Source organism: Streptomyces fungicidicus (assembly GCF_003665435.1).
Lineage (GTDB): Bacteria > Actinomycetota > Actinomycetes > Streptomycetales > Streptomycetaceae > Streptomyces > Streptomyces fungicidicus.
Genome location: NZ_CP023408.1, coordinates 513,259 through 526,958, shown reverse-complemented (window position 1 = coordinate 526,958; position 13,700 = coordinate 513,259). Strand labels below are relative to the sequence as shown.

Genomic DNA, 13,700 nt, shown 5'->3' with positions numbered 1-13,700 from the left:
CGGGAGCGGCGAAGTGCGCGGACGTCAGCCGAAGTTCACGTCACTGCACAGGAAACGGGTGGCAGCGCTCCCAGTGCCCAGGCTGCGCCCGCCGGAGCGGAGCGGCCACGCGCATTCGCGCCACTCCCGCCCCGGTCGTGGCGCGTTCGACACGTTCGACGGCGCGGGCGCCGGCTCCTCAGACGCCGTCGAGGTCGTGCGTCGTACGGCCGAGGCAGACCACCGAGTCGTCCATCGGCACCTCGATCTCCTCGAAGCCCATGCGGTCGTAGAAGCCGCGGGCGGGCTTGTTGGCCTTCGCCATGACGAGATGGACGGCCGGCACCCCGGCGTCCCGCAGCGCCTCGAGGAAGGTCAGCATGAGCCGCCGGCCGTATCCGCGGCCCTGCCAGCCGGGCAGCAGGTCGATGTGCAGATGGGCGGGCCAGGGGGCCAGCTCCGGGACGATCATCCGCTCGGGGTGGTGCAGGAGCCGGGCGATCGTCTCGTCGGGGGTGGCCGGGGGGCCGGACGGATCGGGGTGCCGGTCGCCGACCAGGGGCAGCCACGCGGCCCGGAAGTCCTTGGCGAAGCGGACGGTGTCGGCGGTGCCGACGATGTAGCCGACCGCCCGGCCCCGGCCGTCGTCCAGCACGAAGGCCAGCTCCGGCTCCAGATGGACGTAGGGGGCGGCGAAGGTGTCCGGGAAGACGCCGGGGTCGGTGTAGTGGGGGCGGCTGTCCTCGCCGTTGTGCGCGGTGCGGACGCAGATGTCGTCGAGGGCCGGCCGGTCCTCGCGGCGGTACGGGCGGATCCTGGGGGACTCGGTCATGTCCGGCATCCTGCATCGCTTGGGAGCGCTCCCACAACCCTCTTGCCGGCGGCGGCGGCACCGGGCGGTGGGTTGGTACGACGGTCCGGGGATACCCGTCGGGCCATGAGGCTGCATAATCCGGGACGGAACAGCGGGCAGGCCCACGAGAGCGGCCCGGACGAGACCCCCTCCGGGCACGGGACGGGACACGGGAGCGACGCGGCGGCCGACAAGCCGGGACCCGGCGAGGAGGTGGAGCGGGCGGCGCCGGACACCCTGGCCCGGCTCCCGAAGGGCGCGTGGCGGGCGGCGCTGAAGGGCAGCCTGCGCGAGTTCAAGGACGACGAGCTCACCGACCGGGCCGCCGCCCTGACGTACTACGGCGTGCTGTCGCTCTTCCCGGCGCTGCTGGCCCTGGTGTCGGTGCTCGGCCTCACCGGCAGGTCCACCACGGACAAGGTGCTGGAGAACCTGCAGGATCTCGCCCCCGGCTCGGCCCGGGACATCATCACCCAGGCGGTACGCCAGTTGCAGGACAACGCGGGCGTCGGCTCGCTCATGGCCGTCGTCGGCCTCCTGCTGGCGGTCTGGTCCGCCTCGGGCTACGTGGCGGCGTTCATCCGTTCGGCGAACGCGGTCTACGACGTGCCCGAGGGACGCCCGGTCTGGAAGGTGCTGCCGGTGCGGTTCGGGGTGACCGTCGCGCTCCTGGTGCTGGCCGTGCTCAGCGCGCTGATCGTGGTCTTCACCGGCGGGCTGGCCCGGCGCGCGGGCGACGCGCTCGGCCTGGGCGACACCGCGCTGACCGTGTGGTCGATCGCCAAGTGGCCGGTGCTGGTGCTGCTGGTCGTCGTCATGATCGCGCTGCTGTACTGGGCGGCCCCGAACGCCAAGGTCCGGGGGTTCCGGTGGATCACCCCGGGCAGCTTCCTGGCGCTGGCGATCTGGCTCGTCGCGTCCGCGGGGTTCGCCTTCTACGTCGCCAACTTCGGCTCGTACAACAAGACCTACGGCACGATGGCCGGTGTCATCGTGTTCCTGATCTGGCTGTGGATCACCAATCTGGCCATTCTGCTGGGGCTGGAGTTCGACGCGGAGATCGCCCGGCAGCGGGCCATCGCCGGAGGCCATCCGCCGGAGGCGGAGCCGTACACGGAGCCGCGGGACACCCGCGCCTGGGACGAGCAGGACCGGCGGCGGATGGACGAGACCTGACCGGGCGGGCCGCCGGCCTCACTCCATCAGCCCCGCCGCGACCGTCGCGCCCAGCTCCCGGCACTGCTCGACGGCGCCCCTGCCGGGCTCACCGGTCACGGTCACCGGCTCCGCGGCGCGCCGCCAGCCGAGGCCCGTCGTGACCGTCTCGAGCGCCCGCACGGCGCCCGTGACGTCGTTGCCGCCGTGCACGTAGTAGCCGAAGGGCCGGCCCCGGGTGCTGTCCAGGCACGGGTAGTACACCTGGTCGAAGAAGTGCTTGAGCGCCCCCGACATGTAACCGAGGTTCGCCGGGGTGCCGAGCAGATAGCCGTCGGCGTCCAGGACGTCGGCGGCGGTCGCGGACAGCGCCGCCCGCCGCACCACCCGGACCCCCTCGATCTCCGGGTCGGTGGCGCCTTCGAGGACGGCCTCGAACATCGCCTGGCAGTGCGGCGAGGGCGTGTGATGGACGATCAGCAGAGTCGGCACGCCCCCGACCCTGCCGTGCCGGTCCACGCGACCGCAAGCCGGGGCGCCGTCCCGTTGTGACGGCGGGGCGGGGATGACACCATGCCCCGCATCGGTACGCGGAGACGGGGTGTGTCTTGGTCGGCAGGGATGACGGGTCACCGGCGGCGGCGGTGTTCGACGCGCTGGGCAGCGAGTACGAGAAGGCGTTCGCCTCCTCGCAGCCACACCGGGCGTCGCTGGCCCGGCTGCTCGGACGGTTGGCGCCCGGCAGCAGGGTGCTGGACGTGGGCAGCGGCACGGGCCGCCCCACGGCCGCCGCGCTCAGCGCCGCCGGCCACCGGGTACTGGGCGTCGACGTGTCCCCGGTGATGGTGGAGATCGCCTCCCGGCAGGTGCCCGGGGCCGAGTTCCGGTGCGCCGACATCCGCCGGATACCGCTGGAGGACGGTTCGTTCGACGCGGTCTGCCTGTACTTCGCGCTGCTGCAGATGACCCGGGCGGAACAGTCGGACGTGCTGCGCCGGCTGGCGCGGGCGCTGCGGCCGGGCGGCCTGCTGGCGCTGGCCACCGTGCCGCTGGACGTCGAGGAGTTCGACGGGGTGTTCATGGGGCAGGAGGTGCGCGTCACCAGTTTCGCGGCCGAGGGCGTCGTCGCCGTCGTACGGGAGGCGGGCCTGACGGTGGAGTCGCAGGACAGCGTGATGTTCACCCCGACCCACCCCGACGCCCGGCCGGAGCCGCAGCTGTTCCTGCTCTGCCGCCGCGAGGAGGCCTGACCCCTCGCCGGACCGGTCCGCCGGAATCACCACGACTGACCGGCGCGGAATCAGGTACCCGCCTTGCGTTCCCCATCGGAAAGCGAGGTAGCCGACGCATGTCGCAGGTAGAGGAATCGATCGAGGTCGACGTCCCCGTCCGCACCGCCTACAACCAGTGGACCCAGTTCGAGAGCTTCCCGGAGTTCATGGCCGGCGTCGAACGCATCGAGCAGCGCGGCGACGCGCTGACCCACTGGGTGACCAAGGTCGGGGGCGTGAAGCGGGAGTTCGACGCCGAGATCACCGAGCAGATCCCGGACGAGCGCGTCGCCTGGACCACGGTCGACGGCGAGGCGCGGCAGGCCGGCGTCGTCACCTTCCACCGCGTGCGGGACACCACCACCAAGGTGATGCTGCAGATGGACTTCGAACCGCAGGGAATGACCGAGCAGGCGGGCGACCGGCTCGGCGTCGTCAAGCGGCAGGTCAGCGGTGACCTGAAGCGGTTCAAGGAGTTCATCGAGCGGCGGGGCCTGGAGACGGGCGCCTGGCGCGGCGAGGTCTGACCGTGGGCCGGGGCGGGGCACCGGCCCCGCCCCGGCAACGGCCGCCTCCGCGGTCCCGGCCTTCGGGCCGGGGCCGTCGTCGTCTACGGCGGCGCTTCCGGCCCGCCCTGCGCGGCCCGGAGGTCGGCCAGCAGTTCGGCCTGTCCGGCGAGCACGCCGGACAGGATGGTGCGCGCCACCCGCAGCAGCTCGGCCACGTGCGGGCTGGTCAGCGAGTAGTACACGGTGGAGCCCTCCTTGCGGCCGACCACCAGGTTGGCCCGCCGCAGCACCGCCAGCTGCTGTGAGAGGTGCGCCGGCTCGATGCCCACCTCGGGAAGCATCTCCCCGACCGCGTGCTCGCGCTCGCTGAGCAGTTCCAGCACGCGGATGCGGGCGGGGTGGCCCAGCGTTTTGAAGAACTCGGCCTTCATCTGGTACAGCGGCGTGGTCATCGTGCCGTCCCTTCCGGCGCGGCGGTACGGCCCGGGCGGCCGGCCCGCGGTCCATCGCCTCGTTCTGTCTCGTCGGCGTCCGCCTCGACGCTTTCTGACATTAGCAAGTCAGCACATCCCCGTGACCCGGCGGGCGTGCCCCGGGGGACTCACAGGGGGAGCGTGATCCAGACGCTCTTCCCCGGGCCGTCGGCGTCGCCCCGGACCACGGCGGTGCCCCCGAGACCGTGGGTCAGTTCGACGACGGTGGCCAGTCCGCCGGGGGGTCGGGCGCCGTCCGGCCCGAACAGCCTCGGCCGGTGGGGATGCCGGTCGTGCACGGCCAGCACCAGGCAGTCGGGACCCGCCGCGTAGACCACCGTCGTCTGCGGGGAGACCCCGGCCGCGTGCCGGACGCTGTTGGCCACCAGCTCGCTCAGGATCAGCAAGGCCGGGCCCACCGCCGGGTGACGGGCGTCGACGCCCCACTCGGCCAGGGCCCGCTCGGCCGTTTCCCGGGCCAGCCGCACGGCGCCCGGCCCGGTGGGCAGGGTGAGCACATGGCGGTGCGGCAGCGCGCCCAGGGCGGTCACGGTGCCTCCCGGGCGGGTGGAGGCACGGCGACGGATCGTCTCGCCGCCCGCAGGACACCGTCGCGTTCCAGGTGGTCGCGGGCCGCGCGGATCGCCTCGGGGGTCGTGGCGTACTCCCGGCCCTCGGGGCGCAGCAGCTCCAGGACGCCCACGGAGGCGAGGGCCCGGTGGTGCGCCGGGCGGACACCGGACGCCAGGACGACGATGCCGCGCCGCCTCAGTCTCGTCACCGCGTCCTTGAGGACCAGGGCGCCGGTGGCGTCGACGACGCTCACGTGGGACATCCGCAGGATGACCACGCGCACGTCCGCCAGTTCGGTGAGTTCCAGCAGGAAACGGTGGGCGGCGGCGAAGAACAGGGGGCCGTCGACGCGGTAGGCGACGATGTGGTCGGACAGCAGTTCGTGCTCCTCGTCCGTGTGGTCGCCCCGGTCCAGCGGCAGCGGGGCCAGCCGGGCCTGGCGGGCGACCGCGCCCAGCGCGAGCACCCCGGCGACGGCCAGACCGATGATCACCGCCTGGACGAGGTCGAGGACGAGCGTGGCCACGGCGGTCAGGCCGAGGATCAGCGCGTCGGAGCGGGTGGCGCGGGCCATCGCGCGCAGCGAGCCGACCTCGACCATGCGGACCGCGGTCGCCAGCAGCACGCCGGCGAGGGCGGCGAGCGGGATCCGCGAGACCAGCGGGGCGGCCGCGAAGACGATCACGGCGAGGACGGCGGCGTGGACGAGCGCGGCCAGCCGGGAGGACGCGCCGGTGCGGACGTTGACGGCCGTGCGGGCGATGGCGCCGGTCGCGGGGACGCCCCCGAACAGCGGGGCGGCGATGTTGGCGATGCCCTGGCCGAACAGTTCGCGGTCCGGGTCGTGGCGCTGTCCCACGGTCATGCCGTCGGCGACGGAGGCGGACAGCAGCGACTCCAGGGCGGCGAGCGCCGCCACGGCCAGGGCCGGCGCCAGCAGGCTGCCCAGGGCGGCGGTGTCGACGAAGGAGAGCGAGGGGGCGGGCAGACCGGGGGGCAGGTCCCCGATCGGCCGCGCCCCGTCCAGGCCGGCGACCTGCGCCACGACCGTGGCCGCGATCACCGCGAGGACGGAGAAGGGAACGGTGGGCTTCCAGCGCGCCCCGAGCAGCATCGCGGCCGCCACCGCCAGTGCCAGCGCCGGCGCGGTCCAGCCGGGGTCGCGGACGAACTCCTGGCCCGCCCGCCAGGCCGTCACCAGAACCCGCTCGCCTTCCGGCACGGGCACCCCCAGCGCGTTCGGAATCTGCTGCAGTCCGATCACGAACGCGATGCCGAGGGTGAAACCCTCCACCACCGGCGCGGGCACGTACCGCATGGCACCCCCGGCCCGCAGCAGCGCCAGCACGACCAGGATCACGCCCGCCATCAGACCGACGGTGAGCACGCCCGCCGCGCCGTGGTCGGCGACGATCGGCACAAGCACCACCGTCATGGCCCCGGTCGGCCCCGACACCTGCAGATTGGAGCCGCCGAACACGGCTGCCAGTGCCCCGGCGACCACGGCGGTGGCCAGCCCCGCCGCGGCGCCGAGCCCGGAGGAGACGCCGAACCCGAGCGCGAGCGGCAGCGCCACGACCGCGACGGTCAGCCCGGCGAGCAGGTCCCGGCGGGGATGGTGCCGCGCTTCCTCCACATCGGCGCGGGTGGGCAGCAGGGCGGCGATCCGGGACCGGGCTCCGGCCTGCGGCTGCGGTACGGACACGGCCCCCTCGACTTCGCTCGCGACTGGACGACGAGGTCATCATGTAGCCAATTGCGAACTTTTGCAATTCAGCATGTCACCAGCTAGTCATGGCGAAAGCGGAAACCTCCCGGCACGAGGCGCGCTCCGCACCAGGGCGCTCCCGTCCGTTCAGCCCGTCATCCGCCGCCGCCAGGACGGCTCGACCCGCCTCCACTCGGCCTCCCACGCGCCCAGGCGACGCAGTTCCAGCCGGCGGCGGCCGAGCCGCCCGCCGAGCAGCACCAGTCCCCCGGTGGCCACGGCGACCGTGACACCGGCCATGACGGTCTGGAACCGTGCCTCCGCGCCCTCGGGCGGTGCGGCGACCAGCCGGCCCGCCGGGTCCGTCCACACGGTGACCTCGGTGCCCGCAGGGCTCCGGGGGGAGACCTCCGCCCGGCCCGTGTGGAGGGTGCCGTCGGGGGCGGTCCAGCGCACCTTCGCCCAGACTCCGCCGTCCCCGTTCTCGGTCACCGAGGCGGCCGCGCCGGCGGCGTCCTCGGTCAGCACGGCGGCGACGGGACTGCTCCGCTCCCGCCGCTCGGCGAGCGACCCGTCCACGGCGCCCGCCGCCGCGAGGCCGGACAGCACCCCCAGCAGCAGGGCGAGCACGAGCGCGCCGAGCAGCAGCCATGCCTCGGCCAGATCACTGCGGCGGCGCAGCGGGTTCCTCCGCCACCTCCACAGCCTCACCCTGCGGGGCCTCGCACCACGCGTCCTCGCCATGGGAGGTCACCTCCTCGCGCGGGTACCGGACGGCGTCCCTCCTCCAGGGTGACCCGGCCGCGCCGGTCCCGCATGGGCCGAAGGGCCCCGCCGCGCCGGACGCGTCAGACGGCCGGCGGGACGGGGACCACCTCGTGCTGCGGAACACCGAGGACGATCTTCAGCGCCCCGGTCTCGGCGGCGTTGCCGAAGATCTCGTACGCCTCCTGCATGTGGTCGAGCGGGAAGGTGTGGCTGACCATCCGGCGGGTGGGCAGCCGGCCGGCGGCCGCCATCCGCAGCAGGGTGGGGGTGGAGTGGGTGTCGACGAGTCCCGTGGTGATGGTGACGTTCCTGATCCACAGGTCCTCGAGGTGCAGCATGGCGGGACTGCCGTGCACGCCGATGTTGGCCAGGTGCCCGCCGGGCCGCACCACGCGGGCGCACAGCTCGAAGGTCTCCGGGACGCCCACCGCCTCCATGACCACGTCCGCGCCGAGCCCGCCGGTGAGGTCGTCGATCAGCTGCTCGGGAGCCTCGTTCGCGTCGGCCACGGCATCGGCGCCGAACTCCTTCGCGGCCCCCAGCCGGGAGGCGGCCAGGTCGACGGCGACGACGCGCTCCGGCGCGAACAGCCGGGCGGTGGCGATCGCGGCGAGCCCGACGGGCCCGGCGCCGACCACGACGACCGTGTCACCGGGACGCACCCGCCCGTTGAGCACGCCCACCTCGTAGCCGGTGGGGAAGATGTCGGCCAGCAGCACGGCGTCCTGGTTGTCGACGGCGCCGGGCAGCGGGTGCACCGAGAGGTCGGCGTACGGGACGCGGACGTACTCGGCCTGGGTGCCGTCGATGCGGTGGCCGAGTATCCAGCCCCCGCCGCCCCTGCACTGGCCGTACATGCCCTCGCGGCAGTAGCCGCAGCGGCCGCACGCGGAGATGCAGGAGACCAGGACGCGGTCACCGGGGCGGACGGTGCGGACGTCGCCGCCGATCTCGACGATCTCGCCGACCGCCTCGTGGCCGAGGACGGTGCCGGGACGGACCTCGGGCACGTCGCCCTTGAGGATGTGCAGATCCGTCCCGCAGATGGTGACGGCGTCCACCCGCACGATGACGTCGCCGGGTTCCTTGACGGCCGGGTCGGGCACCTCCTCCCAGGCGGACTGCCCGGGACCGTGGAAGACGTATCCCTTCATGCCGATCCACACCCTTCTCGCTCGGCGGCGGGCTGCCGCGCCGGGCGCGCCCGCACCCGCCTGCGTCGGCGGCCCCGGACGGGTACCGGGACCACCCCTGCTCTTCCAGTCTGAGCGCACGGACGGGAATCCGCTGGGGACCGCAGGTCCCGCGGGGGCGCCGTCAGGTCACCGGGCGGGCGGCGCCGGTGAGCGGCAGGTGCCGGGTCCGGCGGGCGAGCGCGGCGAGGTGGAGGGCGAGGCGGGAGGCGAGGTCGTAGAGGAGCCGTACCGGAGTGAGGCGCTCCAGGCGGGGGGCGAAGGCCGAGAGCGTGATCGCCAGGGCGACGCCCGCCCAGGCGACGGGGCCGAGCGGGACGCAGCCGAAGAAGTGGCTGACGCCCGGTGTCTGGACCAGCGCGGCGAGCACCGCGGCGGAGCCCAAAGCCGTCACCCACACCAGAGGGCTGTGGCGGCGCCCGGACAGGGTCTGCACCAGCTGGGCGCCGACCACCCCGCACAGCGCCATGGTGGTGGACCGGCGTTCGGTGCCGGGAGTGAGGCGGCCGATCAGATACGCCGTGACCGCGCCGAGGCAGGTGGTCACGCCCCGGCGGCGGATGGAGCGCAGCAGGGGCGCGCCGAGGACGTCGAGGCCCATCGGGCCGGTGGCGGCGTGCGCGGCCGTCGCGGGGTCGCCGCTCGGGGTGACCGCCACCGCCATGGCCGGGAACATGTCGGTGAGCAGGTTGACCAGGAGCAGCTGCCGGGTGGACAGCGGTGAGGACCCGGCGAACAGGGTGCCCAGCACGCTGAAGCCGACCTCGCCCGCGTTGCCGCCGATGAGGATGCTCACCGCGTCGGCGACGCTGCGCCACAGCGCGCGGCCCTCGACGACGGCGTCCACCAGGACCGACAGGTCGCCGGTGGTGAGGACCAGGTCGGCGGCGTTGCGGGCGGCCGCGGAGCCGCGCGACTCGATGCCGACGCCCACGTCGGCGGCGCGGATGGCGGCGGCGTCGTTGGCTCCGTCGCCGGCCATCGCGACCACCCGGCCGGCCTGCTGCAGGGCCTCCACGACGTGGAGCTTCTGCTCGGGGGCGACCCGGGCGACGACCCCGGCGCCGTGCAGCGCGCGCACCCGGTCGGACCGGCCCATGGCGACCAGTTCGTCCCCGGTGACCACCTCCGTCTCCTCGGGCCAGCCCAGTTGGAGGGCGATGGCACGGGCGGTCTCCGGATGGTCGCCGGTGAGCATCACGGGCAGGATGCCGGACCTGCGCAGTTCCGTGAGCAGTTCCTGCGAGGTCTCGCGGGGCACGTCCGCGAGCGCGACCAGCCCGGCGAACTCCAGGCCGGCGAGACCGGCGTCGAGTTCGGCCTCCGCGTCGCCGCCCCGGCACGGGCGCCGGGCGACGGCGAGGACGCGCAGTCCCTGTCCGGCCAGGGTGTGGGCGGTGGCGGCCGCCTCGTCGGGGAGGTCCCGGCAGGCGGGGAGCACCGTCTCGGGGGCGCCCTTGACGACGAGGAGTCCGGCGTCCGCGCCGGTCTCCCGGCCGACGGCGGCCGCGTAGCCGCGGCTGGCCTCGAAGGCCAGCTCGCCCTCGGCGGTCCAGCCGTGGTCGGGCGGGGCGGCGTCGAGGACGGCCTCGTCGGTGGCGTGCGCGACCCGGCGTCCCTCGCCGGTCTCCTCCCGCGGACAGGCCCGCGCGGCGAGCCGTACGACCTCCACGGCGTCCGGGGCGCCAGGGGCGAGGACGGTGCCGTCGGCGGTGGCCGCCCGGACCAGGCGGAGCCGGTTCTCGGTGAGGGTGCCGGTCTTGTCGAAGCAGACGGTGTCGACCCGGCCGAGCGCCTCCAGGGTGCGCGGGGTGCGGACCAGGACGCCGCGCCGGGAGAGCCGGCGGGCGGCGGCCATCTGGGCGACGGTGGCGACGAGCGGCAGTCCTTCCGGCACGGCGGCGACGGCCACGGCGACACCGCCGCTGACGGCACGCCGTACCGCGCTGCCGCGCAGCAGGGACAGCCCGGCCACCAGCGCACCGCCGGTGAGGGTCACCGGGAGGGTCTTGCGGGTGAGTTCCTGCAGGCGGGCCTGGACGCCGGCGGGCGGCGGGACGCGGGCGGCCAGGGCGACGGCCCGGCCGGCCTCGGTGCGGTCGCCGGTGTCGACCACGAGCGCGTCGGCCCGGCCGGCCACGACGGTGGTCCCCTCGAAGACCATGCAGGTCCGCCGGGCGACCGGGGCGCCCGGGGTGGGGTCCACGGTCTTGGTGACGGGCAGCGACTCGCCGGTGAGCGACGACTCGTCGACCTCCAGCCCGTCCACCCGCAGAAGCCGCCCGTCCGCCGGTACGACGTCGCCGGCGCCGAGGCTGATCCGGTCGCCGGGCCGCAGCCGGGCGGCGTCGACGGTGACCGTCCGGCCGGGGCCGACCCGGCGGCGGGCCTTGGGCTGCTGGCGGGCGGCGAGCCGGGCGAGCGCCCGTTCGGCGCGCAGCCGCTGGAGGCCTCCGGTCACCGCGTTGAGGTCCATGGCTCCGACGACGAGCAACGCGTCGACGACCGAGCCGAGCAGTGCGGAGGCGACCGCTCCGGTGGCCAGGACGGGGGTGAGGGGGTCGTCGAGTTCGCGGCGCACGGCTCCGGCGGCCTGCCAGGTCCAGCGGGCGGGGGCGGCCGGGGGCGTGTGCGCGAGCCGGACCGCCCGCTGCCGGGCGCGGGCGGCGAGGAGGGCCAGTCCGTGCGGGACGGAGTCGGCGCGGGTGCCGTGCAGCAGCCGGTGCGCCTCGTGCGGTTCCAGGGCGTGCCAGGGCACGTGCAGCCGGGGTTCGGGCGGGGTGGCCCTGGCCACGCGTACGGCCTCGGTCCAGCCGGCGAGCAGGGCGCCGGCCGCGGCGATGTTCACCGGGGCGTGCCGGGTGAGCCGCCGCCAGAGACGGCCGCCGGGGGTGCCGCCGCGGGCCACCATGAGGCCGGACAGGGCGGCGCCCGCGCGGGCCAGGGTCTGGGAGCGGCGGCCGACCCGGCGGGCCGGGGGGATGGCCGTGAGCAGCCGCCACACGTCGGCGAGTCCGTTCGGGGCGAGGGCGTCGGCGCCCCAGGGGATCGCCGCGTCGCCGTCCGTGACGGCGATCGCCACGTCGCCGGCGGGCAGTCCGTCCGCCACCTGCGCGTCGCCGTGCGCGGCCACGCGGGCGACGCCGATCACGATGTGCCCGTCGATCTGCAGGGCCCGTACGACGTCGCCGAACGGCAGGTCGGCGGGGGCGACCTCGTCGGCGAGGCGGGTGATGTCCTTGAGGTCGGAGCCGCCGGTGACCACCACGTGCAGCCCGGCCCGGCGGGCCGCGTCGAGGACGGCCTCGGCATGGGGGTCGATGGGGTCCTCGAACAGCGGGGGCGCCCCGTCGGCGGGCGGTGCGTGGCCGCGCAGGGCGTCGGCGTGCAGGACGAGGGAGTCGGCGAACTCCAGCTGGCGCAGCCGTTCGGCGCTGCGCACCAGGACGCCCGAGCGGGCGAGACGGGTGCCGAGGACCACGTCGAAGGCGGCGGGGCCGTAGCGCGCCGCCTTGGGGGACCCGGCGAGGACGGCCTCGGCCGCTTCCTCGGTGTCATGGGTGACCAGGAGGGTGGCGGCGGCGCCCGCGACGCTGCCGGTGCCGGCGTGGCCGGCGTACGCCTGGGCGGGTGTCACGCGAAGGTGCGGGCGGGCGCCGGTGGGGCAGGGGATGCTGGTGCGCCGTTCGTGGCAGATGTCGTCGTGCAGGGCCTCGAAGGCGGCGGCCCGTGCCGTCGCCTCGGCCAGCTGGCCGGTGCGCAGCAGTCCGTCGAGCACCAGGGAGACCGGGGACTGCCCGGCGCCGTGCGCGGCGGCGTTGGCCGCGGCGAGGAGGAGTTCCATGCCGGTCCGGCCGAACCGCTCCCGCAGCAGGGCGCGGAAGCGGGGGTTCTCGCGCAGCAGGGTGACGGCGGCGGTGACGGCCTTGGGCGTGCGCGGCAGGCGCAGCGACCGGCCCGCCAGGGCGCCGGCCGTGCCGGCGGCGTCCAGCAGCAGCGCGGCGGCGGCGATCCGCACCTCGCGGGGGTCGCCGGGGTGGGCCGCGTCGTCCGTCTCCTCGGGGTCGGCGTCCTCGGTGAGGCCGAGGCGGCCGGCGATCTCTACGGCGTGGTCGGTCACCCGGTCGCCGGCGGCGTCCGTCACGGCGGTCACCACGAGCCGGGACAGTCCCTCGTCCCAGTACGCCGTGAGCACGTCGGGGTGGTCGAGCAGTTCGGCGGCGACCTTGCGGGCGAGCGGGGCCGTGGGGCCGTCCGGGTGGCGCAGGGCCAGGTGGACGCGGTGTCCGGCCCGCCAGTGCCGCCCGCCGCCGAGGGCGTTGCGGGCGACGTGGCGCAGGCGGCGCGTCGTGCCGTGGACGGACGTCATGCCCTGCGCGGTGCCGCGGGCGGCGCCTGCGGCGGCTCCCGCCACGGCTCCGGCGAGGGGGGCGACGTCGAAGCGTGTGAGCATCTGTGGGGGTCCCGTGATCGTGTCTCAGCCGGTGTGCCGGGCGTCGCGCGGCTGCCCGGGCGCGGCGTCCGGGTCCGGGTGGGGGCCGCCGTGCGGGGCGTGGTGCGAGGTGGCCTCGGCGACCTGTTTGAGGGCCGAGGCGGTGGCGGTGTCGCCCACCTTGGCGGGCTGTTCCCGCACGGCGTGCTGCTCGTGGCCGTTGCGGTGGCGGGAGGGGATGAGCCGGTCGCCGGGGCCCGTGGGCTCCGGCCGGCCGACGGGCGGGCCGTTCCCGGCCGGCGTCCCGGGGTGTCCGGCGGCGTCCTCCTGCGCCGCCGGAAGGTGCCGGCCGACGCCGTCCGGCGACTCGGCGCCCGGCTCGCCGCCGGGCCGCTGTGCGGGGCGGGGCTGGGTGAACCAGGCGACGGCCGCGCCGGTCACCGCCACCGGCCACTCGACGACGCCGGCCACTCCGAGCACCCCAGCCCCGGCGTAGACGGCGATGCGGCGCCCGCGCGGGGAGACCGCGCCGATCGCGTCCAGGGCTCCCCCGGCGGCCTTCTCCACGTACCCCGCTCCCGGCAGATGCCGCAGCCGCGCGGCGACGGCCCGCAAGGGCCGCGGAAGATCCGGCGGACGAGTCGTGTCCTGCTCCATGACGACCTCCACGGGCGAGTCCCTCTCGGGGGCACCGATCGACTTTCCTGTTCTTGCCCCATATTCGACCGTTACCGCGCGGTTCGCCCCTCTGCTACGCCGGCGGTGGCTGGGGCCGCCCCCGCCCGC

General features: G+C 75.5%; 12 protein-coding genes. 3 read left to right on the top strand and 9 right to left on the bottom strand.

Annotated elements, in window-relative coordinates:
- Positions 1-178 precede the first annotated feature (178 nt).
- On the bottom strand, positions 179-811 hold the full coding sequence (locus CNQ36_RS32655) for a GNAT family N-acetyltransferase (RefSeq protein ID WP_121549286.1): 633 nt from the start codon (positions 809-811) through the stop codon (positions 179-181).
- 105 nt (positions 812-916) lie between these two features.
- Between CNQ36_RS32655 and CNQ36_RS32650 the strand changes: the two genes are divergently transcribed.
- Positions 917-2,008, top strand: a complete 1,092-nt coding sequence (locus CNQ36_RS32650) for a YihY/virulence factor BrkB family protein (protein WP_240659500.1) — start codon at positions 917-919, stop codon at positions 2,006-2,008.
- A gap of 18 nt (positions 2,009-2,026) precedes the next feature.
- On the opposite strand, the gene CNQ36_RS32645 is transcribed toward CNQ36_RS32650, so the two are convergent.
- Positions 2,027-2,479: a flavodoxin family protein gene (locus CNQ36_RS32645; protein ID WP_040908300.1), complete on the bottom strand. Its 453-nt coding sequence runs from the start codon at positions 2,477-2,479 to the stop codon at positions 2,027-2,029.
- A gap of 116 nt (positions 2,480-2,595) precedes the next feature.
- Here CNQ36_RS32645 and CNQ36_RS32640 point away from each other — a divergent pair, with 116 nt between their 5' ends.
- Together CNQ36_RS32640 and CNQ36_RS32635 are read left to right on the top strand one after the other, a co-directional pair.
- Positions 2,596-3,237, top strand: a complete 642-nt coding sequence (locus CNQ36_RS32640) for a class I SAM-dependent methyltransferase (protein WP_121549284.1) — start codon at positions 2,596-2,598, stop codon at positions 3,235-3,237.
- Positions 3,238-3,335: 98 nt separating this feature from the next.
- Entirely contained in the window at positions 3,336-3,785 is a 450-nt protein-coding gene (locus CNQ36_RS32635; RefSeq protein ID WP_004921718.1) for an SRPBCC family protein, read from the top strand.
- Positions 3,786-3,868: 83 nt separating this feature from the next.
- Here CNQ36_RS32635 and CNQ36_RS32630 read toward each other — a convergent pair whose 3' ends face one another.
- From CNQ36_RS32630 to CNQ36_RS34885, 7 genes are all read right to left on the bottom strand, one after another.
- On the bottom strand, positions 3,869-4,219 hold the full coding sequence (locus tag CNQ36_RS32630; protein WP_121549282.1) for an ArsR/SmtB family transcription factor: 351 nt from the start codon (positions 4,217-4,219) through the stop codon (positions 3,869-3,871).
- Between the two features lie 149 nt (positions 4,220-4,368).
- A complete protein-coding gene (locus CNQ36_RS32625) occupies positions 4,369-4,791 on the bottom strand; it encodes an ATP-binding protein (protein WP_121549280.1) in 423 nt (140 codons plus the stop codon).
- Entirely contained in the window at positions 4,788-6,518 is a 1,731-nt protein-coding gene (locus tag CNQ36_RS32620; RefSeq protein ID WP_121549278.1) for a SulP family inorganic anion transporter, read from the bottom strand. Before CNQ36_RS32620 ends, CNQ36_RS32625 begins: the two co-directional genes overlap by 4 nt.
- 150 nt (positions 6,519-6,668) lie before the next feature.
- Entirely contained in the window at positions 6,669-7,265 is a 597-nt protein-coding gene (locus tag CNQ36_RS32615) for an Rv1733c family protein (RefSeq protein ID WP_121549276.1), read from the bottom strand.
- Positions 7,266-7,369: 104 nt separating this feature from the next.
- Positions 7,370-8,443, bottom strand: a complete 1,074-nt coding sequence (locus CNQ36_RS32610) for an alcohol dehydrogenase catalytic domain-containing protein (RefSeq protein WP_004921726.1) — start codon at positions 8,441-8,443, stop codon at positions 7,370-7,372.
- Positions 8,444-8,606: 163 nt separating this feature from the next.
- Positions 8,607-12,935, bottom strand: a complete 4,329-nt coding sequence (locus CNQ36_RS32605) for a cation-translocating P-type ATPase (protein WP_121549275.1) — start codon at positions 12,933-12,935, stop codon at positions 8,607-8,609.
- A gap of 24 nt (positions 12,936-12,959) precedes the next feature.
- Entirely contained in the window at positions 12,960-13,571 is a 612-nt protein-coding gene (locus CNQ36_RS34885) for a hypothetical protein (protein ID WP_163013458.1), read from the bottom strand.
- Between the last annotated feature and the right edge of the window lie 129 nt (positions 13,572-13,700).

Excerpts from the sequence above, each read along its gene's own strand:
- CNQ36_RS32605 (WP_121549275.1), bottom strand. The coding sequence starts at position 12,935 with ATGCTCACACGCTTCGACGTCGCCCCCCTCGCCGGAGCCGTGGCGGGA.
- CNQ36_RS32650 (WP_240659500.1), top strand. The coding sequence starts at position 917 with ATGAGGCTGCATAATCCGGGACGGAACAGCGGGCAGGCCCACGAGAGC.
- CNQ36_RS32630 (WP_121549282.1), bottom strand. The coding sequence starts at position 4,219 with ATGACCACGCCGCTGTACCAGATGAAGGCCGAGTTCTTCAAAACGCTG.
- CNQ36_RS32615 (WP_121549276.1), bottom strand. The coding sequence starts at position 7,265 with ATGGCGAGGACGCGTGGTGCGAGGCCCCGCAGGGTGAGGCTGTGGAGG.
- CNQ36_RS32635 (WP_004921718.1), top strand. The coding sequence starts at position 3,336 with ATGTCGCAGGTAGAGGAATCGATCGAGGTCGACGTCCCCGTCCGCACC.
- CNQ36_RS34885 (WP_163013458.1), bottom strand. The coding sequence starts at position 13,571 with ATGGAGCAGGACACGACTCGTCCGCCGGATCTTCCGCGGCCCTTGCGG.
- CNQ36_RS32655 (WP_121549286.1), bottom strand. The coding sequence starts at position 811 with ATGACCGAGTCCCCCAGGATCCGCCCGTACCGCCGCGAGGACCGGCCG.
- CNQ36_RS32610 (WP_004921726.1), bottom strand. The coding sequence starts at position 8,443 with ATGAAGGGATACGTCTTCCACGGTCCCGGGCAGTCCGCCTGGGAGGAG.